26 protein-coding genes and 1 pseudogene are annotated in these 23,698 nt (G+C 41.9%); 21 read left to right on the top strand and 6 right to left on the bottom strand.

Annotated elements, in window-relative coordinates:
- The first annotated feature begins 587 nt into the window (after window positions 1–587).
- The 4 genes from R2B72_RS15430 (at window position 588) to meaB (ending at window position 6,976) form a co-directional block, all read left to right on the top strand.
- Complete coding sequence (locus R2B72_RS15430) at window positions 588–1,697, top strand: serine hydrolase domain-containing protein (protein ID WP_318617596.1); 1,110 nt, start codon at window positions 588–590, stop codon at window positions 1,695–1,697.
- Window positions 1,698–2,077: 380 nt separating this feature from the next.
- Window positions 2,078–3,751, top strand: a complete 1,674-nt coding sequence (locus R2B72_RS15425) for a methylmalonyl-CoA mutase family protein (protein WP_318617595.1) — start codon at window positions 2,078–2,080, stop codon at window positions 3,749–3,751.
- The gene (scpA, locus tag R2B72_RS15420) at window positions 3,738–5,897 is read left to right on the top strand and encodes a methylmalonyl-CoA mutase (protein ID WP_318617594.1); all 2,160 of its coding nucleotides are present in this window, start codon (window positions 3,738–3,740) and stop codon (window positions 5,895–5,897) included. The genes R2B72_RS15425 and scpA overlap by 14 nt, the downstream gene beginning before the upstream one ends.
- Window positions 5,898–5,941: 44 nt before the next feature.
- Window positions 5,942–6,976, top strand: a complete 1,035-nt coding sequence (meaB, locus tag R2B72_RS15415) for a methylmalonyl Co-A mutase-associated GTPase MeaB (RefSeq protein WP_318617609.1) — start codon at window positions 5,942–5,944, stop codon at window positions 6,974–6,976.
- Between the two features lie 52 nt (window positions 6,977–7,028).
- Here meaB and R2B72_RS15410 read toward each other — a convergent pair whose 3' ends face one another.
- Together R2B72_RS15410 and R2B72_RS15405 are read right to left on the bottom strand one after the other, a co-directional pair.
- The gene (locus R2B72_RS15410; RefSeq protein WP_318617593.1) at window positions 7,029–7,283 is read right to left on the bottom strand and encodes a DUF3949 domain-containing protein; all 255 of its coding nucleotides are present in this window, start codon (window positions 7,281–7,283) and stop codon (window positions 7,029–7,031) included.
- A gap of 112 nt (window positions 7,284–7,395) precedes the next feature.
- Complete coding sequence (locus R2B72_RS15405; RefSeq protein WP_318617592.1) at window positions 7,396–7,707, bottom strand: DUF5658 family protein; 312 nt, start codon at window positions 7,705–7,707, stop codon at window positions 7,396–7,398.
- Window positions 7,708–7,900: 193 nt separating this feature from the next.
- Here R2B72_RS15405 and R2B72_RS15400 point away from each other — a divergent pair, with 193 nt between their 5' ends.
- Entirely contained in the window at window positions 7,901–8,341 is a 441-nt protein-coding gene (locus R2B72_RS15400) for a BrxA/BrxB family bacilliredoxin (protein WP_318617591.1), read from the top strand.
- A gap of 56 nt (window positions 8,342–8,397) precedes the next feature.
- On the opposite strand, the gene prli42 is transcribed toward R2B72_RS15400, so the two are convergent.
- Window positions 8,398–8,496 carry a stressosome-associated protein Prli42 gene (prli42, locus tag R2B72_RS15395; protein WP_318617590.1) on the bottom strand — a complete coding sequence of 33 codons (99 nt, stop codon included), beginning with the start codon at window positions 8,494–8,496 and terminating at the stop codon, window positions 8,398–8,400.
- Between the two features lie 109 nt (window positions 8,497–8,605).
- Here prli42 and mce point away from each other — a divergent pair, with 109 nt between their 5' ends.
- The 6 genes from mce (at window position 8,606) to rnz (ending at window position 14,580) form a co-directional block, all read left to right on the top strand.
- Window positions 8,606–9,016: a methylmalonyl-CoA epimerase gene (gene mce / locus R2B72_RS15390; RefSeq protein ID WP_318617589.1), complete on the top strand. Its 411-nt coding sequence runs from the start codon at window positions 8,606–8,608 to the stop codon at window positions 9,014–9,016.
- A gap of 3 nt (window positions 9,017–9,019) precedes the next feature.
- On the top strand, window positions 9,020–10,573 hold the full coding sequence (locus tag R2B72_RS15385; protein ID WP_318617588.1) for an acyl-CoA carboxylase subunit beta: 1,554 nt from the start codon (window positions 9,020–9,022) through the stop codon (window positions 10,571–10,573).
- Between the two features lie 14 nt (window positions 10,574–10,587).
- Complete coding sequence (locus R2B72_RS15380) at window positions 10,588–11,721, top strand: M20/M25/M40 family metallo-hydrolase (protein WP_318617586.1); 1,134 nt, start codon at window positions 10,588–10,590, stop codon at window positions 11,719–11,721.
- 3 nt (window positions 11,722–11,724) lie between these two features.
- The gene (locus R2B72_RS15375; RefSeq protein ID WP_318617584.1) at window positions 11,725–12,201 is read left to right on the top strand and encodes a chemotaxis protein CheW; all 477 of its coding nucleotides are present in this window, start codon (window positions 11,725–11,727) and stop codon (window positions 12,199–12,201) included.
- A 254-nt stretch (window positions 12,202–12,455) separates the two neighbouring features.
- The gene (locus R2B72_RS15370; protein WP_318617583.1) at window positions 12,456–13,625 is read left to right on the top strand and encodes a DNA polymerase IV; all 1,170 of its coding nucleotides are present in this window, start codon (window positions 12,456–12,458) and stop codon (window positions 13,623–13,625) included.
- 16 nt (window positions 13,626–13,641) lie between these two features.
- Complete coding sequence (gene rnz, locus R2B72_RS15365) at window positions 13,642–14,580, top strand: ribonuclease Z (protein WP_318617582.1); 939 nt, start codon at window positions 13,642–13,644, stop codon at window positions 14,578–14,580.
- 314 nt (window positions 14,581–14,894) lie between these two features.
- On the opposite strand, the gene R2B72_RS15360 is transcribed toward rnz, so the two are convergent.
- Entirely contained in the window at window positions 14,895–15,371 is a 477-nt protein-coding gene (locus R2B72_RS15360) for a YbaK/EbsC family protein (protein WP_318617581.1), read from the bottom strand.
- Between the two features lie 164 nt (window positions 15,372–15,535).
- On the opposite strand from R2B72_RS15360, the gene R2B72_RS15355 reads away from it, so the two are divergent.
- Window positions 15,536–15,856 (top strand): hypothetical protein, encoded by a 321-nt coding sequence (locus tag R2B72_RS15355; RefSeq protein WP_318617579.1) that lies wholly within the window; start codon window positions 15,536–15,538, stop codon window positions 15,854–15,856.
- Window positions 15,857–15,944: 88 nt separating this feature from the next.
- On the opposite strand, the gene namA is transcribed toward R2B72_RS15355, so the two are convergent.
- The gene (gene namA / locus R2B72_RS15350) at window positions 15,945–16,964 is read right to left on the bottom strand and encodes an NADPH dehydrogenase NamA (RefSeq protein WP_318617578.1); all 1,020 of its coding nucleotides are present in this window, start codon (window positions 16,962–16,964) and stop codon (window positions 15,945–15,947) included.
- Window positions 16,965–17,124: 160 nt separating this feature from the next.
- On the opposite strand from namA, the gene R2B72_RS15345 reads away from it, so the two are divergent.
- The 3 genes and pseudogenes from R2B72_RS15345 to R2B72_RS15335 form a co-directional block, all read left to right on the top strand.
- Entirely contained in the window at window positions 17,125–17,667 is a 543-nt protein-coding gene (locus R2B72_RS15345) for an isochorismatase family protein (protein ID WP_318617576.1), read from the top strand.
- A 103-nt stretch (window positions 17,668–17,770) separates the two neighbouring features.
- The gene (locus tag R2B72_RS15340) at window positions 17,771–18,220 is read left to right on the top strand and encodes a hypothetical protein (protein ID WP_318617574.1); all 450 of its coding nucleotides are present in this window, start codon (window positions 17,771–17,773) and stop codon (window positions 18,218–18,220) included.
- 113 nt (window positions 18,221–18,333) lie between these two features.
- Window positions 18,334–18,720, top strand: a pseudogene (locus R2B72_RS15335) (NUDIX hydrolase); the annotation flags it as partial.
- 78 nt (window positions 18,721–18,798) lie between these two features.
- Here the strand turns inward: R2B72_RS15335 and tnpB are convergent.
- Entirely contained in the window at window positions 18,799–19,950 is a 1,152-nt protein-coding gene (gene tnpB / locus R2B72_RS15330) for an IS200/IS605 family element RNA-guided endonuclease TnpB (RefSeq protein ID WP_318617573.1), read from the bottom strand.
- A gap of 403 nt (window positions 19,951–20,353) precedes the next feature.
- Here tnpB and R2B72_RS15325 point away from each other — a divergent pair, with 403 nt between their 5' ends.
- From R2B72_RS15325 to R2B72_RS15300, 6 genes are all read left to right on the top strand, one after another.
- Complete coding sequence (locus R2B72_RS15325; RefSeq protein ID WP_318617572.1) at window positions 20,354–20,488, top strand: hypothetical protein; 135 nt, start codon at window positions 20,354–20,356, stop codon at window positions 20,486–20,488.
- 16 nt (window positions 20,489–20,504) lie between these two features.
- Window positions 20,505–20,954 carry a hypothetical protein gene (locus R2B72_RS15320; protein ID WP_318617571.1) on the top strand — a complete coding sequence of 150 codons (450 nt, stop codon included), beginning with the start codon at window positions 20,505–20,507 and terminating at the stop codon, window positions 20,952–20,954.
- Between the two features lie 19 nt (window positions 20,955–20,973).
- Window positions 20,974–21,483: a GrpB family protein gene (locus tag R2B72_RS15315; RefSeq protein WP_318617570.1), complete on the top strand. Its 510-nt coding sequence runs from the start codon at window positions 20,974–20,976 to the stop codon at window positions 21,481–21,483.
- A 115-nt stretch (window positions 21,484–21,598) separates the two neighbouring features.
- Window positions 21,599–22,036 carry a GNAT family N-acetyltransferase gene (locus tag R2B72_RS15310; protein WP_318617569.1) on the top strand — a complete coding sequence of 146 codons (438 nt, stop codon included), beginning with the start codon at window positions 21,599–21,601 and terminating at the stop codon, window positions 22,034–22,036.
- 91 nt (window positions 22,037–22,127) lie between these two features.
- A complete protein-coding gene (locus R2B72_RS15305; RefSeq protein WP_318617568.1) occupies window positions 22,128–22,859 on the top strand; it encodes a hypothetical protein in 732 nt (243 codons plus the stop codon).
- A 351-nt stretch (window positions 22,860–23,210) separates the two neighbouring features.
- Window positions 23,211–23,693: an NUDIX hydrolase gene (locus R2B72_RS15300; protein WP_318617565.1), complete on the top strand. Its 483-nt coding sequence runs from the start codon at window positions 23,211–23,213 to the stop codon at window positions 23,691–23,693.
- Window positions 23,694–23,698 lie beyond the last annotated feature (5 nt).

The following is a 23,698-nucleotide window of genomic DNA, read 5'->3' as shown; positions in this document are numbered from 1 at the left end:
ACATCTCCAAAGTGGTGGTATTCTCGTAGGGTAGAGTTTTTTATTGAGCAACTGATTATTTAATTATTGAATGGTGTTATATTTGTTGATATGGAGAATCCTACTAACAACGCTTGGCGATTGGGGATGCCTCCCGGGATAAGCCTAATAGAAGACCACTATTAGTCTTATCCCTTCGGCTACCCCAGTAGGCGCCTTCGCTAGAGATTAGATCCAAATCATAAGCTCAACATATTGTTTTGATTAATGGGGCTTTTCAGTCATTAAAAACTTTATATATAGTAACCGAAACTAGGTTAGTTCACCAACCTTGACAAAGGTTTAACCACTGAATGATGACTGTCTACCACTTCATACCTTTTGGATGATTAAAGATAAGAAACGAAGTTTAAGAGTCAATAATTTTATACATATTCGACTGATTTTCAATAAGATCAATCTTCCGCAAACGGGCCATTTTCTTGAACAAGTGAAAAAAATTGATGAAGCTTAGACAAAGAGTGGCATCAACCACTAAAGAGAAGACTTACGAAAAAAGTACGCTAAAATCCAAAGGTAACAAACTTTGTAAAATAGGGGGCAATTTGATGAGCACGAAATATTTTAAATTTGTTGGAGAACTTATTCAAGAAGCTAAAGAACAATATCTTGCTCCCGGTATAGTTGTTAATCTGATTACTAATGGAGAAATAGCTTATTCAAAAGGTTTTGGGTTTTCACAAGTGGATAACGTAGATAAACCAATAACAGCGAAAACTACTTTTTCGATTATGAGTATCACAAAAAGCTTTACTGCTACTTCAATTATGCAATTAGTTGAACAAGGGCTACTTAGTTTAGATGATCCTGTATCGCGGTATCTACCATATTTTCAAGTACACGATGAAACTTTGACCCACCAAATAACAATTAGACAATTATTGAGCCATACTGCTGGTTTTCCGGGGGACTTTTGGATTGCATCTTTGAAGGATCCCAATTTGATTCCTTTAATGAAAGAAGTGCCAGAATATCAGAGTATTTTACAACAATTTCCCGAAATCGTATTAAATAAGATAAGGAATCGTGAAGATGTGACCCGTTATTTTTCTAATGTTAATTTATTATTTGAACCAGGTCAGGGATGGCATTATTGTACGGATGCTTATGTAATCGTAAGTGATATTTTGGAGAAAGTAACAGGGGTATCTTGGGAGGATTATATTCAAGACAATATTTTCAATAGATTAGGACTAAAAAGGACCTTTACTGATCCGAATCGAATAAATAATGAAAAGGATGTAACGCATTATTATACATCAAATAATTCATCAGTAATAAATCGTCCAACCCCCATTAATCAGCTTTGTGCACCAGCAGGATTTATATATTCTAACGTAAGTGACTTATCAAAATATATAATTTCCCATATGAACTTTGATCAAAGTCCTTTATTAAATACAGATAGTTTAACTGCAATGCAAGATATGATTGCAAATAGAGGGGAAAATTTAAGTTATGGCTTAGGATGGAAAGTTAGAAAATTTAACGGTTATAAAGTTATAGAACATGGAGGAGGTTATCCTGGAGTGGCAGCATATGTAACAATGATTCCAAGTGAAGGATTTGGGATGGTCATTTTTTCTAACAGTGATAAAATGCCTGTACAAAAAATATCAGAAAGAGTAGTGGAACATTTTGTGAAAAATTTGATTTAGGTTTTTGATCTTCCGCAGTCTTGCGAAATAACCGAACATGATTGTGCAAGAATAGGGCTAGATTGTAAAATATAAAAGGGGTTTGTCTGCAATAAACTATTCAAGCAAATGAAGACGAAATGTCGAATAAGCTACCTGTTGGTGTAAAGATTTTTTCGACTATCGAAAAAGAAGGTCCTATTTTACTTGTAGAATCAGAAGGCGAAATCTTGAGATATTATGCGATTGTAGAGGGCTAATGAACTTACCTATCTTCAGTAATAGGTTCCATTACTTAAACAAGCCAAGATCGTCTATCGACGGTCTTATTTCTCTTTCATCACCGAGCATAGTCAGGTAAACTAGAAATAGATGCATTATTTAAGGGGGGAGCGTGCACAATGAGTATACATACGATGAAATCGACGACATTTGAACAAGTTGACTTCGAACAATGGAAAGAGGAAGCTGTTCGGTCTTTGAAGGGGAAGCCGTTAGAATCGCTGATGACGAAAACGTTGGAAGGGATTGACCTTCAACCATTGTATACGCGTGAAAGTTTTGTAGAAGGGGTGCGTGTAACGAAACAACAGACGGGCTGGATTATTGCACAGCAAACACACGCAACGACTGGTCAACAGTTTGTGATGGAACTGAAAAACTCGTTGGAACGTGGCAATGACGCGATTGTTTATGATGGTACGCAGCCAGTGGAATGGGACGATTCTTCACTTCAGGAAATTGCACAGCTGATAACAGATTATCCGGTTTTTATCACAAATACGAAACAACATGACTCGTTTTTGAAAGCCTTTACATATGTTGATGAAGCGAATCGTGCAGCAGTGAAAGGGGCTATTGCTGTTTCAGGATGGACACTGCCTGAAGGGTTTCGGCATGTGCGGACAAGCGGTGCAGATACATGGACAGCGCATCATAACGGTGCTGACGCGGTTACTGAATTGGCGCTTGCGCTGGCACAAGCTGCACAATATATGGAGAAGCATGCAACGTTCAATCATTTTGCAGAGGATTTCTTTGTCCGTTTTGCTGTTGATACGCATTTCTTCATGGAAATTGCCAAGTTCCGCGCATTCCGTGTGCTGTGGCAAGCCTTTAGTGCTGCTTACGGTGTAACAGATGCTCCGGCTATTCCACTGCTGGCAACGACATCGTTGCGTTCTTATTCGAAGCTCGATCCGTATGTCAACTTGTTGCGAGCTGGCAATGAGACATTCGCCGCGGTACTTGGGGGAGCAGATGTGATGACCGTTCATCCGCATGATGTGTTGACAGGGCCATCGGACAGCTCGGTTCGATTTGCACGCAATATCCAACTTGTTATTAAGGAAGAAACGCATGTCGATAAAGTCATTGATCCGGCGGGCGGTTCTTATTTTATCGAAACATTGACAGCTGAACTAGTAGACAAAGCTTGGGCACTATTTATAGAGATAGAAGCGGTAGGTGGTTACGAAGCGTTTATGGCTAGTGGTCGCCTTGCTACACTTCTGGAACAACGAAGAAATGAAGTAGCAAAAGGGAAAAAGTCATTGATCGGCACGAATGTCTATGCAGATGTGGCTGTTACCGAATTTGCTGACTGGAGTGGCATTGCTGTTGAAGGACGCTTGGCGGAGCCGTTTGAAAACCTAAGATCTTTATTCAGTAAAGAACAACCACGAACGGTGTTGCTGACGTTTGGCGTGTTGAAAGATTTCAAACCACGTGCTGATTTTGTCGCTGGATTTTTAGCGACGGGCGGGATTCAGTGTCAATGGAGTCCAGCATTTGAGGATGCGCAAGCGGCTCATGATTGGCTTGCGAATGAACAAGTGGATTACGCCATCGTTTGTGCCACACCTGACATGACTGAAATGGTTATGGAAACGCTGCTTAAAGGATGTCCAGAAAATCTACTGGTAGATGTCGCAGGGAAATATGAACCTAAAATTGAGCAACAATGGCTCGATGCTGGTTTGAATGGTTTCCTATTCGCGGGACAAAACAGAGTGGACAAATTAGTAGCGATCCACACTACATGGAAAGGGGGCGGTGGCGGTGAAAAAGCCTGATTTCAGTCAAGTGAATGTGCAGCAGATTTTACAAGCTTACAAAACTCAAACACCTTCTGCTAGGAAACTGTTTCGAACGAATGAAGGAATTGACGTGAAAACAATCTATACAGATCGAGACATTGCACATGTTGAGCACGTCACCGATTATCCTGGCATTGCACCGAATACGAGAGGCCCTTATCCAACGATGTATGTGGCTAGACCTTGGACAGTGCGCCAATACGCTGGATTTTCGACAGCCGAAGAAAGTAACGCATTTTACAGACGTAATTTAGCGATGGGGCAAAAAGGCTTATCCGTGGCGTTTGACCTTGCGACTCACAGGGGCTATGATTCCGACCATCCCCGCGTCACAGGCGATGTCGGAAAAGCGGGCGTTGCCATCGATTCTGTTGAAGATATGAAAATTCTGTTCGACGGTATCCCTCTTGATCAAATGTCCGTATCGATGACGATGAACGGGGCAGTATTGCCGATTATGGCGTTTTATATTGTTGCTGCTGAAGAGCAAGGGGTTACACTAGACAAGCTTGCGGGAACGATTCAGAATGATATTTTGAAAGAATATATGGTGCGCAACACGTATATTTTCCCACCTGATATGTCGATGACAATCATTGCCGATATTTTTGAATATACGTCTAAAAACATGCCGAAATTCAACTCGATTTCCATTTCTGGCTACCATATGCAAGAAGCCGGAGCGACCGCAGATATTGAGCTTGCCTACACGCTGGCGGATGGACTCGAATATGTTCGGACGGGTTTGAAAGCAGGTATCGACATCGATTCCTTTGCGCCAAGATTGTCGTTTTTCTGGGCAATTGGCATGAATTATTACATGGAAGTTGCCAAAATGCGGGCGGCGCGTAAAATTTGGGCGCAAATGATGACGACGTTTGAACCGCAAAATCCGAAAACATTAGCACTTCGTACACATTCACAAACATCGGGGTGGAGCTTAACGGAGCAGGACCCATTCAATAATGTCACGCGCACGCTAATCGAAGCGAATGCGGCGGCAATGGGGCATACACAGTCACTCCATACGAATGCACTCGACGAAGCGATTGCGTTACCGACAGATTTCTCGGCACGAATTGCGCGTAATACGCAATTATTCCTGCAAGAAGAAACGATGATGACGAAAGTTATCGATCCATGGGGCGGCTCGTACTATGTGGAAACATTGACGGATGAATTGATGGACAAGGCTTGGGAATTGATTGAAGAAATCGAGGATTTGGGCGGTATGGCGAAAGCGATTGAAACCGGTCTTCCAAAGATGAAAATTGAAGAAGCAGCGGCTAAACGCCAAGCACAAATTGATTCACGTGCGGAATCTATCATTGGGGTCAATAAATATCGCTTGGACAAGGAAGATCCCATCGATATTTTGGACATTGACAACACGCTCGTCCGTCAGAAACAAATTGACCGTATCCATCAGATGAAAGCAGAACGTGATGATGCGGAAGTGGTGCGCATTTTAGCGAAGTTAACGGAAATTGCACGCAGTGGTAAAGGTAATCTACTTGCTTGTGCTGTTGACGCGGCACGTGCGCGCGCGACGATTGGGGAAATTTCAGATGCCATTGAACGTGTATCTGGTAGACATAAGGCGGTGATTCGTTCCGTGAGTGGCGTATACAGTTCGAATTTCTCGAACGCGGAAGAGATTAACGAAGTGAAAGCGATGGCGGATGACTTTTTAGAAAATGAAGGCCGCCGTCCGCGTATTCTCATTGCCAAAATGGGTCAGGACGGTCATGACCGTGGTGCGAAAGTGATTGCTTCTTCATTTGCAGATTTGGGCTTTGATGTCGATATCGGGCCGTTGTTCCAAACACCAGAAGAAACGGCCTTACAAGCGGCGGAAAACGATGTCCATGTCATTGGGGTTAGTTCGCTTGCTGCGGGACATAAAACACTTGTGCCAGCGCTTCTTGGAGAGCTAGCGAAAATTGGACGTGAAGATATTCTTATTGTCGTGGGTGGCGTTATTCCAGCTCAAGATTACGCATTTCTACGTGACAATGGTGCGGCAGCAATCTTCGGTCCAGGGACTGTTATTCCGGTTGCGGCGCAAAAAGTCATTGAAGAAATTTACCGCAGACTGGGCTACGAGGAAGTGGCGGAGTGACAGAGGATAACCGTTTGTTACCCGACGACAGTGCACTTCATGTGATGGCTGGCATTGCCTCCTCGCATGATGGCATGACTTCTGCGAAGCGCAAGCGATTTGTGAAAAAGGACCGTGACATTCTCATTGATGAGTTATCGGACAAAATTGTCGAGGGGTCTCGCCTGCATTTAGCAAAAGGAATTACGTTACTTGAAAGTATTACCGCAACAGACAAAGCAGCAGGTCAACAACTGCTGATGAATGTCTTGCCGAAAACGGGTAACAGTATTCGTATTGGTATTACAGGTGTACCAGGTGCTGGGAAAAGTACGTTCATTGAAGCGTTTGGCTTAATGCTTGCGGGTGCAGGTCATAAGGTAGCTGTGCTAGCCATTGACCCGAGCTCAACAGTGACAGGCGGCAGCATTCTTGGCGATAAGACCCGTATGGAAGAACTAGCCAGACATCCAAATGCCTTCATTCGACCGTCACCATCGGCAGGCACGCTAGGTGGGGTACACAAAAAATCCCGAGAGACAATGCTGCTGTGTGAAGCGGCTGGCTATGATGTCGTGTTAATCGAAACGGTCGGTGTTGGGCAAAGCGAAACTGTCGTTCGTGGCATGGTCGATTATTTCATGCTACTTGTTTTAACAGGTGCAGGGGACGAGCTTCAAGGAATGAAAAAAGGAATTATGGAGCTGGCGGATGGCATTGTCGTTCATAAAGCTGATGGTGATAATCTACGGCTTGCGAAAAAAACGGTAAGGGAATATCGCCAATTGCTTCATTTTCTTCAGCCTGCTTCGCCAGGCTGGACAACAACAACGCTTCCAGTTTCATCTATCAAAAATACCGGGCTTGAGGACGTTTGGCAGACAATATTGACCTTTAAACAAAAGATGGAAGATAGTCATGTATGGGGGGGCAGACGCCAATCCCAAACAAAAGACTGGTTCCGTTCGATGATTAACGATAGGCTGATTGATACGTTTTTTGCAGAGCCTGGGAAGAAAGAACAAGTCGCGGAGCTGGAGAAGTCCTTACTTGAGGGCAATCTCACAGTGACGGGCGCGGTGGATCGGTTGTTTGAATAAGACATGAAAAAAGGTGACTATCTGTTTAACAACGGAAGTCACCTTTTTTTAGTTAAGCTACTTTTCCTTTGCGATGACGTAAAAAATAAATTAACTCTGCAACTAATGATGCCGGCAAATTTATTAGACTACCTTGTAGATTAAATTGCATTTGCTGCTGCTCAAAACTCATGTCGTCATACATCTCATTATGCGTTTTACCGGACTTTTTTAACTCTTTTTTTGTCTCTGTAATGTTACCATATTGTATCGGGACCATCACAATAATGTAAAGTGCTATTATCGAACCCAAAATCAAGAATTCCATAATTTTCATCCCCTCCCACTTCGATAATGTGCTGTTAGTCGTATATACGTAAGTGTATTGGAAAAGGATTCATTTTTCTGTTTGATTTATTCTGAAAATAAGGTCTGTAATGTTAGCCCAACTGCACTAACGATAGCCAGATCATATGCTGGCAGAGGACGAAGCTGTACAGGGTAAGAGCAAAACCGAGTAGAAACCGTAAGTATCTTTTGCCTTCAATCCTGGTGAGTAGATAGAGTAATAGAAGGGGTAAACAGATCTTTATTCCATAAAAACCAATGACACTAGCTTCGTAGACAACGCGCATAAGTGGATTTGCTTCTGTAATATAGTCATTTCGCAGACCGAAATCGGTGAATATGGAATCTAGAATAGCTAATAATACAAGTAGAATCCCTGCTTTGAATCGTCCATTGTGGGGCATTGCCTGGCCTCCTTCGCCATTTGACTGTATAAGCGTAGGGTTTGGATAATGGGAATGATTTATTCACTGCTCACTTTATTTAGCCTTGTTGAATAAAGTGAGCACCTTCGGCGGATTTTGGAATCGATTTTTTGCAGGAAATCTCTAGTCCTGCTATGATAAAGGAGTAAATAGAAAGGGGGATACATATACAATGAGTATGGATTTTAATCTTTATATGAATGACCTTCTTAGACAAGCCCGTTCCGAGATGGAAGCAAGTGGTTATGAGCAACTAACGACGGCTGAAGGTGTTGAAGAAGCGTTCAAACGTCCTGGTACGACACTTGTCATGGTCAATTCTGTTTGTGGCTGTGCAGGCGGTATCGCACGACCAGCAGCAGCGCATGCGGTTCATTATGATAAACGTCCGGATCACTTGGTGACAGTGTTTGCTGGACAAGATAAAGAAGCGACAGCACAGGCGCGTATGCTGTTTGGGGAAGATCATTTGCCATCTTCACCGTCATTTGCACTGCTAAAAGACGGTAAGCTAGTAGCAGAAGTCGGTCGCTATGAAATCGAAGGACATGATCCAATGTCTGTTGTCGTTAACTTGCAAAGTCAATTTGAAGAATTTTGTGAAGAAGTATAAAAAAACAGTCCGCATGTGCAGTTAATTTGCACATGCGGACTATTTTTAAATTGTGTTTACGATAGAATAGCACTAAGGCCGAACAAGATGCTTGACGCAAACATTGCACCAACCATTACAAGAACAACGATTTTCTGAACTTTTTTATTGCTCATTAGTCAAAACCCCTTACGTGTGATACTTCTATTTTAACAGAAATTGCAGATTTCACAACATCTAGCGAGATTATGAGGTAAAATGGACAGTAGGGGGAGGGGAAGTAGCATGCAAAAAGTCGATCATATTGGCATTGCTGTGAAAAGTATGGATGCGTCTATTCACTATTATATACATACACTTGGGCTGAAATTGTTAGCCATTGAAGAAGTGGTCAGTCAAGGTGTGCGTGTTGCATTCATTGACGCCGGAAATGTTAAACTAGAATTGCTGGAACCACTTGGGGAAGACGGTCCGATTGCGAAGTTTATTGACAAGCGCGGGGAAGGTGTCCACCATATTGCATTTGGTGTGACGGATATTTGTACACGAATGGCTGAGCTGCGTGAAAAAGGTGTCCAGTTACTGCAAGAAGAGCCGAAAGCAGGCGCGGGCGGGGCGCAAGTCGCGTTCCTTCATCCGAAGTCATCATTTGGTGTGTTGTATGAGCTCTGCGATAAAACGGGCAAAGGGGATTAAACAATGGACATTTATGATAAAATTAATGAATTATATGATAAAAAACGCACCATTGAACTCGGCGGCGGCGATGAGCGTATTGCCAAGCAGCATGAAAAAGGCAAGCTTACTGCACGAGAACGAATTGACCTGCTATTGGATCCAAATACATTTGTTGAATTGAATCCATTTGTGACACACCGGACGCGTGATTTTGGCATGGACAAGCTAGAAGGTCCTGGAGACGGTGTCGTGACAGGCTATGGTAAAATTGACGGACGGCCGATTTATTTATTTTCTCAAGATTTTACCGTTTTTGGTGGTGCGTTGGGAGAAATGCATGCCATGAAAATTGCCAATGTCATGGATTTAGCGGCGAAAAATGGTGCGCCTTTTATCGGATTGAATGATTCGGGTGGGGCACGTATTCAAGAAGGCGTTGTGTCACTGGATGGCTACGGAGAGATTTTCTATCGCAATGCGATTTACTCGGGTGTTATTCCACAGATTTCTGTCATTCTTGGACCTTGTGCAGGTGGGGCCGTGTATTCACCGGCGATTACGGATTTTGTCTTTATGACGGATGAAACAAGTCAGATGTTCATCACAGGACCGAAAGTCATTGAAACTGTGACGGGGGAAAAAATTTCGTCTGAGGATCTTGGCGGTTCAAAAGTACATAATACGATTAGTGGGAATGCCCATTTCCGCGGAAAAGACGAAGCGACTGTCTTACAGAATGTGCGAAAATTATTGTCCTATTTGCCACAAAATAATACTGAAAAAACGCCTGTTACACCGTATAATGAAGAGGAAATGGAAGACTATCGTGCAGATTTGGCGGATGTTGTACCATTCGAAACCACTCGTCCCTATGATGTACGAAAAGTGATTGAGCAGGTTGTCGATACAAATTCATTTATGGAAGTGCAGCCGGAGTTTGCTAAAAATGCCGTCGTAGGCTTTGCGCGAATGAAAGGGGAAACGGTTGGACTCATTTGTAATCAGCCAAAAGTCATGGCAGGTGGGTTGGATATTAATTCTTCCGATAAAATTGCCCGATTCATTCGATGCTGTGATTCTTTTAATATTCCATTGATTACCTTTGAAGATGTCACGGGCTTTTTCCCGGGTATTAAACAGGAGCATGGGGGTATCATTCGTCACGGAGCCAAGATTTTGTATGCGTATTCAGAAGCGACTGTGCCAAAAATGACGGTCATTTTACGCAAGGCATTTGGCGGTGCTTATGTGGCATTGAATTCAAAATCCATTGGAGCAGATATTGTCTACGCGTGGCCTAATGCGGAAATCGCAGTGATGGGTGCAGAAGGCGCTGCTAATATTATTTTTGCTCGAGAGATTGCGAATAGCGATACCCCAGAGCAAACACGCGCCGAAAAAATCGAAGACTACCGAGAGAAATTTGCCAATCCCTATGTTGCGGCTTCTCATGGTATGGTAGATGACGTCATTGATCCACGTGAAACACGCATTAAATTATTGCAAGCACTCGATATGATGCGCAATAAACAAGAAACAAGACCGAAAAAGAAACATGGCAATATCCCATTATAAGGAGATGTACGAGCGTGAATAAGCAAAGACTATTGGAAGAATTTTTAGAACTGGTACAAATTGATTCGGAAACAAAAGATGAAAGACAAATTGCAGATATTTTGACAGCGAAAATGGAAGCACTTGGCTTCGACGTGGAAGAAGACGATTCAGACGATCGCAGTGGACATGGTGCAGGGAACTTGATTGCGACAATGAAAGGGAATGCTGAAGGCGTCGACGCAATTTATTTCACATGTCATATGGACACGGTCACACCGGGACTAGGCATTAAACCTGAACTGCGCGAAGACGGCTATATATACTCAGACGGCACAACTATTCTTGGTGCGGATGATAAAGCGGGCATTGCTGCTCTGTTTGAAATGGCACGCACGCTGAAAGAAAGCAAGCAGCCGCATGGTGATATCCAGTTCATTATTACCGCAGGAGAAGAAAGCGGACTTGCGGGTGCTAAAGAGATGGACGCGTCGTTAATTACCGCAAAATATGGCTATGCAGTAGATAGTGATGGAAAAGTCGGCGGTATCGTGACTGCGGCCCCTTATCAGGCAAAATTGCTAACAACAATTTATGGCAAAACAGCACACGCGGGTGTAGCACCTGAAAAAGGCGTTTCTGCTATTAACATCGCGGCAAAATCGATTGCGGCGATGTCACTTGGACGCATTGATGCGGAAACAACAGCGAATATCGGACGCTTTGAAGGTGGACGAGCAACAAACATCGTTTGTGATGAAGTGCATATTTTGGCGGAAGCACGCTCTATTAACCCTGATAAATTGAAGGAACAAACGGAGCATATGGTACGTACATATGAACGCACAGCTGAGCTAATGGGCGGAAAAGCTGAAACAGACGTCCAAATCATGTATCCTGGATTTAGTTTCACAGAAGATGCAGAAGTGGTTCAAATTGCGATGCAAGCGATCCATAACATAGGACGCACACCAGAACTGATGACAAGCGGTGGGGGAAGCGACGGCAATATTTTCAACGGCGCAGGCATTCCAACAGTGACATTATCGGTCGGCTACGAAGAAATCCATACGAAAAACGAGCGTATGCCCGTTGAAGAATTGAATAAGCTCACTGAATTATTACTGGAGATCGTTCGTGTCACAGCGAATGGTCAAATGGAGGCGTAAGGAATGGCTGATTTAAAAGCAGTTGTTATCCAGTGTGGCAATGAGGAATATGCAATTGCCGTCGAATCGGTTGTATCTATCGAACGGTTAGAACAAGTAAATCAAATTCCTCATCTACCTGAGTACATGCTAGGGCTGATGCGTATCCGTGGAGAACTTGTTCCCATTATAGACTTTGAACAAATTTTATATGGCAATAGCGCAAAAGGACACGAGGATGCGCGTGTCGTTGTCGTTCAAACCGAGAATTTATTTATCGGAATGCTTGTTTTGGATGCCAAAGAAATTTTGGATATTCCAGAAAACCTTATGACATCCGCAGGGCTGATGGCTTATTCAAGAACACAGTATTTCACAACGGTTGCCAATTTGGAAGACCGTATGATTACAGTTGTCGATCCTGAAATTTTATCCAGAACACTTGCTGGGATGGAAGAAATCAGTGAATATGTTCAAGGGCAATTAGCGCAAGAACAATAATTTTTACAACCGGGCAGTGTCATCTGTCCGGTTTTTACCTTTACTCAGCAAATCCCTGCTGAATTAGGAGGAATGAAGTACAATTCCTCCCTGATAAGTCTCCGGAGGATGTCACAGATTTTAAAGAGAGTTTAGGAAGGCAACCTAAGTTCACCGCATCCTGCGGGCACAAGCTCAATTCAAAATCTGGACACAAACACGCCGAGGCGGGTTTGAAAAATAATGAGGGTCCTATAAGGAAGGGAAGTGACGTGATGTCGACTGCAAGAGTGATTTTACATCTGGATATGAATAGTTTTTTCGCTTCTGTCGAACAAGCGCATGACCCATCTTTAAAAGGTATTCCGATGGCCGTTGCAGGCAACCCAAAAGAGCGTCGAGGTATTTTGGTCACTTGCTCGTACGAAGCGCGGGCACTGGGCATTTATACAACTATGACTGTCGGAGAAGCGAAACGCCTTTGTCCAGATTTAGTCATCGTTCCGCCCGATTTCGAAAAATATCGAACGGCCTCAACCGCTGTTTTCGACTTGCTACGCACCTATACAGATCTTGTGGAGCCAGTGTCGATTGACGAGGCTTATATTGATATAACCACCATTGGGGGATTAACCGATGCCGTCAACATCGCATCCGACATGCAACGACGCCTGTTGCAAGAACTTGATTTACCATGCTCCATTGGCATTGCACCGAATAAGTTTCTAGCTAAAACCGCATCGGACATGAAAAAACCGATGGGAATTACGATTTTACGCAAGCGGCAAGTCGAAGCTATTCTATGGCCGCTTCCCGTGATTGATATGCATGGCATTGGCAAAAGTACAGAGAAGAAATTGCAGGCAATCGGTATTGAGACCATTGGTGACCTTGCTGTTTCAGATGAAATCAACATCAAAGCTACACTTGGCAAAAACGGCTTGCGCCTTCGGCAACGCGCAAATGGCATAGATGAACGAGTGGTTGACCCAGAAGCGGCAGAAGAGCGGAAAAGTGTTGGTAGTTCAACGACATTAGCGATTGATGAAACGGATCAAGATGCCTGTCTCGAAATTTTCAGCAAACTTGCAGCAAGTGTGGCGAGGCGGCTCGATAACAGACAGCTTGCAGGAACAGTCGTCATGATTCAACTGCGCACCGCAGACTGGCGCAATCAGACACGTAGTCGAACTGTGTTAAATCCGCTATATAAAGAGCAAGATATTTATAAAGAAGCTGCGAATTTATTTAACAAGTATTGGGATGGTGAGCCGATTCGTTTGCTCGGCATTACGGTATCGAATGTCATTCCAATGCAAGAACTGCATGAGCAGCTATCATTTTATAATTTTGAAAAACATGCCAAAGAAGAAAAAATGGATAATTTGTTGTCACAGTTAGAACAGAAATTTGGTCCTGGTTCGGTTAGGCGGGGCAACATATGAAAGGAGGGACTTCGTTATGGAACTGCAATTTTTAGGAACGGGTGCAGGTATGCCGTCAAAAATGCGCAATACATCAGCCGTTGTTTTGAATTTGTCTGCCGAAGGGCGAGGCTACTGGCTGTTTGATTGCGGAGAAGCAACACAGCATCAAATTTTACATACCTCATTAAAGCCGCGGAAAATCGGCAAAATATTTATAACACATTTGCACGGTGATCATATCTTTGGTTTGCCTGGGTTAATCGGCTCGCGGTCATTTCTTGGAGGCAATGAACCGCTCGATATTTATGGGCCAGCGGGTCTTGAAGAATGGTTGGAAACGACGCTACGTATTACCAACACCCATTTGAACTATGCGCTGCAAATTCATGAAATTGAGGCAGGCATTGTTGTTGAGGATGATGAATTCTTGGTTGTTGCAAACAGCTTACAGCATGTCATTCCATGTCTAGGTTATCGGATTGAACAAAAGCCGCTACCTGGAAAATTGCTCATCGACAAGGTAAAAGAAACTGGAGTGCCCAATGGACCGCTGTTGAAAAAGCTAAAAGACGGGGAAGATGTGACGTTGGACGACGGACGGATTGTGCGCAGTCACGATGTTACCGGCGAACCGCAGGATGGCTTTACGGTTGCCATTCTAGGCGACACAAGTTACTGCGCAGCGGCAGTTGAGCTAGCGCAAGACGCAGACATTCTTATCCATGAGGCAACGTTCGATATGGATACAGGCAACTTAGCGAAAGAGTACGGACATTCGACGATTGGCGATGCGGCCCGAACGGCGCAAGAAGCAGGTGTGACAACGCTAATTGCCAACCATATTAGTGCACGTTTCATGCCGAGTGATGTGGCGAAGCTCAAGGAACAAGGGGAAGCTATCTTCCCTTCGTTGTACATCGCGGAAGACTTTGCGCGATTTGAATGGAAAGATGGGGCAGTGATTCGGGAGTAGGAATGGTTTGGCGGTGATAATGCGTTTATAAACCAATAGAAGTACGGGCTGTCCAGAAAGTAAGTTTTCGTGGATAGCCCCAGTTTCATTTCGAAAAAAACGCTTTCCATCCCTCGACAAACACCATTGGAAACTTATCGATCAATTGGCGGAGGATATCAATCAATTCGCAGTAGTTAACGATCATTTGCAAAAAAGTTATCGATCAATTCCGTAAAGTTATCGATCAATTGGGCAGAGTTATTGTCATCTCGGGACCTTTGCCTCGTTGAATTGACATTCCACAACGATAAGGGTCCCTCTTTCAATTCCTTTTATTTCACTGCCATAACTTGTCCCTTAGTCATACTCTCCAGCTCATCAGGCGTCAATTGAAACACCGCTTTCGGATGTCCAGCAGCAGCCCAAATGTTGTCATATTGAAACAAATCTTCATCAATCAGGGTACGTACAGGGTTCTTATGCGCTAATGGTGGCACTCCACCAATGACAAATCCCGTCGTCTCACGAACAAAATCAGCATCCGCTTTCCCCAATTTATCCTCTAATTGCTTGGCAATTAATTGCTCATTGATCCGATTAACGCCGCTGGCCACAACTAACAGTGGTTCGTTGGTGCTCTTTAATCGAAAAATAATTGACTTGGCAATCTGCGCTACCTCGCACCCCAAGGCATCTGCCGCCTCTTGCGCCGTTCGTGCACTATCTGTCAACAAGACAACTTCATTCGCGTGACCTAATTCTTGTAGCTTGTCTTGTACTTGCTGCGTACTTTCCGTTAACTTTTGCATGGATTTCATTCCTTTTCATACGTAATTTGAATAGATAGTTTTTATTCGTCATAACAATATTCGATATGATTGCAACTTCTTCCTTCATATTTCGCTGTTATCTCTAATTACCATGTAGAGAAATATAAGTTATAATAAATTAAGCAAAGAGAGAGGAGGCTTCTATGAAAACTTTTTTCAAAAATGCCCCTAAGGTGTCATTCACTTCTTTATTGGCGACAATTATTATCTTTTTAGCATTTGTAGGCTTTCTAAATTTCGCCAGTTCTGATGCAAGGATTATCCATGTGATTGGTAAAATCCTTATTCCTATTATGTTAATTATTTTGATGTTAAATCCGGTAGTTGGCTTCATTTATTCATTTTACATGAAAGGTAAAATGAAAATTGTTATGATTTTACTTCATTTAATCTGCATATGTACAGTTTCATTTTTTGCATTTATTGGTTTGATGTTTAGGTATTTTGTACCATTTTCTCCGTGAGATAGGAGGATTTGAGTAGTTTCACTATTTTATTTAATGCGAGAAAACCCACGAAAAATCTCTTCATGGGTTTTCTATTCCTACTATATTAATACACCCAACCCCGCGCATACTGCTTCGGTGCTTCAATCTCCACACCTAACTCTTTCGCAGCCGTATAAGCCCAGTACGGATCCCGCAGTAATTCGCGCGCCAATAACACGACATCCGCACGTCCATTTTTCAAGATTTCCTCCGCTTGGATACCAGTTGTAATCAAACCTACCGCGCCAGTTGCGATGTGAGCACCTGCCCTGATCGTTTCTGAAAATGGAACTTGATAGCCAGGGAATACATCGATGGCAGCCGGGACAACTGCGCCTGAGCTAACATCAATCAGGTCGACACCTTGAGCTTTCATCCACTGTGCCATGGCCACATAGCTGTCTGCTGTCATGCCACCGTCTGCGTAATCATGCGCGGAAATCCGTAAAAACAGGGGACCCTCCCAAACTGCCCTCACTTCATCAATCACTTCGCGCAATAGACGATAGCGATTTTCTGCTGAGCCACCATACGCATCCGTTCGTTTATTGGTTAAAGGCGAAAGAAACTCGTTAAGTAGATAGCCGTGTGCTGCATGGAGTTCAATGACATCGAATCCTGCTTTTTTCGCACGGATGGTTCCTTCTTTAAACGCCTGCACGGTTTCCTTAATATCCTCTATCGTCATCTCAACAGGTGTTCGATAGCTGTCGCTGAACGCAATAGCCGATGGGGCGTAAATATCGCCTTCTACTGTTGCCTTTCGTCCAGCATGTGCTAACTGAATGCCCGTCTTGGCCCCGTGCTGCTGCATCAAACGAACTACTTCTGCTAATCCTTCCACATGATCATCACTCCAAATGCCGAGATCCTGCGCTGAAATTCGTCCAGCAGGCTGTACAGCCGTCGCTTCAACAATAATCAAACTAACTTGCCCAACCGCACGTGTAGCATAATGAATCTTATGCCAATCTTCAACTTGACCATCCTCATTCAGACTCGAATACATACACATCGGTGCCATAACGATGCGATTTTTGAACGTCGTGTTACGTATTGTAAATGGTTCAAATAATTTAGTCATGTTTTTCAACCTCCCAAGTCCTTTTCACTATCAGTATAGCAAAGGGACAAGGGGATAGAGGTGTATCTTGCTTGCGAAATTCACTCTTTTCAGTTAATCGGCAGGAGAAGTAGCATCTTATGTAGAAGTTCGTCTATATGAAAAAAAGGAGTGATTGGAAGTGCAAGCGTTATTAGTCATTGATGTTCAAAATGGTATTGTGAATCTCGGAGATTTTCAAGAGGAATTAGCATACATGGAGACGATCATTAAAGATTTTAAAAGCCAGGATAAACCTGTTATTTTCGTTAGACATTTTGATGATGCTGAGGAAAGTCCGTTGCACAAAGGTTCTGTTGGCTCTGAGCTACATCCTTCACTTAAAGAATACGCTGATTGTATCGTTGAAAAACAAACGCCTAGCTCCTTCTTTAATACAAATTTGGCTACTATATTAGAAGAATTAGGCGTGAAGCATCTATTCATAACAGGCTTTAATACCGAATTTTGCTGTATGTTCACCGCCATTTCTGCATTTGACAGAGGCTATGAAGTGACCTTTATCGAAAATGCAACAGGAACTGTTAGTACGGATGAAACGTATGAGATGGAAGGGTTGGACATCCGAGATTTCGTTGGGACTGTTTTGAACTGGTCGGATGTCATTGAGGTACTGGATTACGAGGAATATGTTGAACAATATGTAGGCAATAAAACCTTGTAAGGTATGTTTCGCAGAAAATAACTTTGTGGCATAGGATAGATTTAAAAGTGTTTTTAATGGGAGGGATTTTACTATAGAAAAGCTTATTAGTAAATCAGTGTCGTTGTCTCTTCTTATTTTTTATTTATCGTTCACCACACTCTTTATTTTCACAGAAATAACCAACTTTAATTTAACTGGCTATTCGTACAATTTAGATGAAGAAATAACGGTCTTGACCATTCAAGAAGGTTTTTTGAACAAGAAAACCTATGATGTGGAGATTAGAGAAGACGATTCAACACAAATACTACAGCCATTACGAGATGTGATGTTGCCAATTATTCAAGCCCAAAGTTTGTGGGTACATGACATTCTCATCATCTCCTTTTTTATAGCAGGGATTTTCGGTTTGTTTTATTCATCATTGAGACAAGAGAAAAACTTTAAGTGGTATGTGACCGTGTATATGCTAATTTTCGCCCTTTTGATTGGTTGGGAGATAAATGCTTATCAAAATCTTTTTGAAGATCTTCATAGATTATCGAATTATACGAGTAGCTTAAAGGGCTGAAATCGATAAAATTCAGCCCTTTTTTATTATCTCAATAAAAAGAAAAGTTTGTAACTTTGGCGTTAGGTGAATCGTCTACATAATAGATCAAACAATGAAAGCAGGTGTACGTCATGAGTTATCAATGGTTGGAATGGGCACAACGTATTCAAGCCTTATCACAATCGGGCTTAGCCTTTTCAAAGGATATTTACGATATTGAACGCTATGAAGAATTGCGCATGATTAGCGCAGAAATCATGGCTGAACACACAGGATTAGAGATGCAAAAAATTAAGGATTTATTTCTAAATGACACAGGCTATCAAACGCCTAAAGTGGATGTACGGGGCGTCATTTTTCAAGATGATAAGATCCTAATGATCAAAGAAAAAATCGATGATCGATGGTCATTGCCAGGCGGCTTTTGCGATATTGGCCTGTCTGCGGCTGAAAATATTATCAAGGAAATCAAAGAAGAATCAGGCTATGACGCGGTTCCGACGAAATTGCTTGCAGTGTGGGTTGAACTACTCCGCCCTTCACTCCATTTAGAGGTGGGAGATTCCTAAGAACACCTTCGTAACCGAAAGTTTTGATTAGGCTAGCCCCGCAGTCCCTGCGGTTAGAAGTCTGATAGCTTCTTTTTCAAGATTGATACTTGCGTTACTATCTCGGTCATGACGCGTAGTACATTTGGGACACACCCAATCACGCAAACCGAGATCCTTAACGTCTTTATTACGATAGCCGCAGCTTGAACAGAGCTGACTCGATGGGAAGTTTTTAGCCACAGCGATGACTGTCTTCCCGTACCACTTCGCTTTGTATTCAAGCATTATGCGGAACTGTGACCAACTTACTTCACTGATTGCTTTGGCTAAGTTATGGTTTTTCATCATGTTTGATACCTGCAAATCTTCAATTCCGATGACATCGTGGTTTTTGATGATTTCGGTAGAGATTTTATGCAAGTAGTCATTTCTTTTATTTGCAATTTCTTCATGAATACAAGCGACTATTCTTCGTTGTTTCTGATAGTTCTTCGCCTCATGTAAAGGTTTTTTTTGCCGGATGGCTTGTTCCTTTCTTCTTGAAAGAATCCGCTGTGCTTTGGCTAATTTTTTTTCTAATGTGCGAAAGACCTTCGGGTTTTTATAGACGGTTTCATCTGACAGAGTGGCGAAATCCTTTAGACCTACATCAATTCCGACGGAAGTATTGGTTTTAGGTAGCTCACAAACTACTGTTTCAACAAGAATGGACACAAAATATTTCCCGCTTGGCGTCCGTCTAATTGTCGCATTCATAATACGCCCTGAAATTTCACGGCTTTTTGCTAGTTTAACAAACCCTAATTTAGGAAGTTTAATGGTGTTTCCGATAACCACGATATTACCGTTTGTCTGTTTTGTTGTGTATGACTGGACGTTATTTCTTTTCGATTTAAAACGGGGTGGCTTGTTTTGCTTCTTAAAAAAACGGTCAAACGAATCTGCAAGGTTGCGGACAGATGATTGAAGGGCGATGCTGTCCACTTCTTTTAACCAGGATAACTCCTTTTTCAACAAAGGGAGGCCGGCTGAAAAAGTACCATAAGTTAGTCCTTTACCTGTTTCTTTATAGGAGTGATTCCACTTATCCAAAAAGTGATTAAAGACAAAACGGCTACATCCTATTGTTTTAGCAATGAGGACCTGTTGGCCTTGGTTTGGATAGATACGGAACTTATAGGCTTTGTTAATCATCATGGACTTTCACCTCGCTTCAAAGGAACTTTAAGTTGATTATAGAATATACGTTCCTTTAAAGCTAGTGTTTTGGACTGTCATCCAACCAAAATTTATCCTCCCCTTATCACCGGGCCATGCCCTGTACGTGATTGAAGTGAGAGTTTTCTTTCCAAAAATAGATAAAAACAAACATCCGCACCCACCTGAGCTTTTTCATTATTATAAGCTATTTATCCAATGTGAAATTATTGGAGGACAGCCGATGACGGGGAGCGAAACGAGTGCTATCCAGTTTTTTTCCGAAAGCGATATCCCAAGTCTGTCGGCTAATAGAGTAGTGGAGTCACAAATCAAAACCCTTTTTGAATTTTCAAGGGACCCTCATAAGCAAACATTATTTGATTGAAGTGGGGCGATAGATTTGACTGTCCATAAAAATGGGTGGAATAAGCTTTATGAAATTGCGTTTTTCACGATTAGTGGACTCTTTTTAGTGTGGTCGGGCATAGGCTTCATCATTATGTTGTTGTTTACGATTGCTTATTTTGTTCAATAAAGGAGGCAAGTAGAAAATGAATTCTTCCGTTATAGATAAGTTGAAAAAGGTTTCTGCCTTTATCTTATTTATTGTAATTGTGATTTCTGTGTCTTATCTTGCGGTATACAAGGCTTCGTTTTTACCGAATGGCTATGAAATTGTTTCGCAGCAAAAAGATCGTGTCACTGTGCAATCATTTAATCTAATTGGGATGGAAAAAGATAAGACGACTGTAGTGTTTTCTGAAGATGATGTATGGAAGAATGAGTATCTAAGCGATCAAATCGAGAGACAAAAAAGTTTTTTATGGATGCTGTTTACGGCAAGTAGTATATCAATTCGTATGCTTATAATCAAATTGCGCGAGGGAATGAAATGGTGGCGCGCTATTTGGGAAAGTAATCTGATTATCGCACTTTTCATTCCTTTAATTTCGATCAATAGCTCTTTGACGACTGTGCAAGCGTTGATTGGAAAGCTATGAAAAGGAAGTGTAGTTTCGAATGAGAAAAGTTGAGGTTAAGCATTATGATGGGCAATGGGGTTCAATGTTTGAAGAAGAGTCTCGTAACTTGTATGAGATTTTCGGTGCTGAAATAATTGACATACATCATATAGGGAGCACGTCCGTGAGCGGGCTGCAGGCAAAGCCAATCATTGACATGATGCCTGTTGTAAAGGACATACATCGAGTGAATGACTATAATTCGGCAATGATCGCCATTGGCTATGAACCCAAAGGAGAAAACGGCATATCTGGTCGTCGATATTTTCAAAAAGGGGGAGATGATCGAACGCATCATGTCCATATGTATGCATGGGGGAATTCAGAAATTAACCGACATCTTGCATTTCGGGATTATTTACGAGCACATCCTGAAGTTGCTAAGGAATATGGGGAGTTAAAGGTGAAGTTGGCTCAACGCTTTCCCGATGATATTGAATTGTATATCAAAGGAAAAGAACTGCTTGCATCGGAGATTGATCGAAACGCAATTGCTTGGTATCGATGATTATTTCGCTTTCGTGAGAATTGTACTGTAACGCCAGAAAAACGTAATCAAAAGTAGATTACTAGGCTATTATGCCAAATTTTATTGACAGATATGGAAAGGACTGATTTTATTAATGGATATTAGAAGACCTACTGATTCTGAATTCGCAAAGGTTTTATCACTTTCTCCACAAGCTATATTTGATGGCACATTGGGTGAAGTAATGCCTACAAATGAAAAAATTAAACGGCTTGTTGAGCCATTATTAGAGAGGGGGAGCTATTATTTAATAGCAACAGAGAACGATGAATTGATGGGCTGGATTTTTATAGGGGCAAGTAAAGACGAATTTACGGATAAGATGAATGGATTTATTTTTGAACTGTTTGTTATAGAAGAATTCAGAGGGAATGGAATTTCTAAACGGCTAATGAGAACTGCTATTGATCATCTAAGACAAGATGGTTACTCTGAAGTACGTCTTAGTGCATTCGCAGGGAATCCAGCTATTAAACTTTACGAAAAAATGGGGTTTAATTTAAGAGCAGTTGCGATGAATTTACCTTTATAAGTTTTTGTCATCTTTCAACATTGAGATTAATAAAACTGAATGTTGTAACTTGTATTCGGGATAAAAGGTCTAATAACCAAGAGGTGTTAGGATGACGATTTTCAGGAAAAGTATATTTATTTTGGTATTCGCTTTGCTGCTATCTGCTTGTAGTAATCCCAATTCTCTTATAGAAATCGGTAAAGTGTGTCCTGATGCAGAAATTGAGTGGGTGGATATGCTGATGATTGATGATATAAAATACGAGCATCATTTTCCAGAGCCAGTGGATGAAATTCTTCCTCTAATAATTGACAAAGGTAGGGAGCTTGGCAAAGTGACGTATGAAATGGCTGACAGTGCATGTAGTAATCACAAGATGCAAAATGGTGATGCGGCATTTTTAAAAAAAGGAACAATTATTTATGAAATAAAAGGATATCCCACTTCCTTGATTGTTGCTGCAAATGATGATGTATATGTAGCGAATACAAATAAACAGGCGAAAGCGGCAGGGGAACTTTACCCTATGGATAAGTTGGTGAAGAATATCTATATTGAAAGCACCGAAGATGGAAAGAGGATGCATACATTCCCACAGTCTTCTAAGGATAAATTCCTAGCCGCGTTTTATGCATTAAAATTAGAAGATGTACAGTCACTAATTGATCGAAATAAGTTAGAAGGTACTCGCGTGTTTTTGGAGATTGAATTGAATAATGGTACTTCATTTAGGCAACTGTATTGGTCAGATTCTAATACATTCCATAATGGAGCCATTGGAAATGATGAAATAAAGGAAATTATCCACAATGAAGTATTAACATCGAATGGTGGATTGTAAAAAATGGAGGTTTTTGAAATCTACTATACGGGCGCGGGCGATATTTAAAAAAAGTTGAATAAACTGACACTAGGAATAGTAGTATTCGTACTTGTTATTTTTATGGGCTGTTCAGCGACAGAGAATAACTCAAATGAAACAGCATTGAACTACCTTCATATAGCTAACGCTTGAAGTGATGGATTCCTGCGGACACCAAACCATCGTTTAGTTATTGAGCTACGCCTTTCACATGTCTTGAGGTAAGTGTCTTCAATCGGACAATGATAAATTCGCTGGGAATCCAAAGATTTTGGGAACCTATTTCTGTTCGAAGTGTTTTATATAAATTTATGTTTAGGAGAGATAACAATGATCATGCCAACACATATTGTAGCCGCAGGTGGCATCGTAGAAGATACACATGGAAATATTCTATTAGTGAAGACAATCGATGGTGGATGGGTATTTCCTGGGGGGCAAGTGGAAGTTGGAGAAAATCTAATGGATGCACTTAGTAGGGAAATAAAAGAGGAAAGTGGAATAGACGTGGTTGTTGCCCATTTGATTGGCGTTTATTCCAACACAGGGATGTATAAATGGTATGACGGTGTCACGGATGTTCCTACCAAAGTTATGTTCGATTTTGTGTGCAAGCCGGTGGGCGGAGAACTAGGTATTTCGGAAGAAACAACAGAAAGTGGATGGATTGCAAAGGATAAAGTGCTTGATATGATTACGGCACCAGCTACTCGTACTCGTTATCAAGCTTATTTGGACTTTGATGGACATGTACGTTATATGGAGTATGTCACTAATCCGCAGTTTGAACTTAAGTTGGATAGGACTGTGTAAAATAA

The sequence above is a fragment of the Sporosarcina sp. YIM B06819 genome, assembly GCF_033485175.1.
Lineage (GTDB): Bacteria > Bacillota > Bacilli > Bacillales_A > Planococcaceae > Sporosarcina.
The sequence above is the reverse complement of the archived record's forward strand: the minus strand, read 5'-3'. Positions and strand labels throughout refer to the sequence as shown.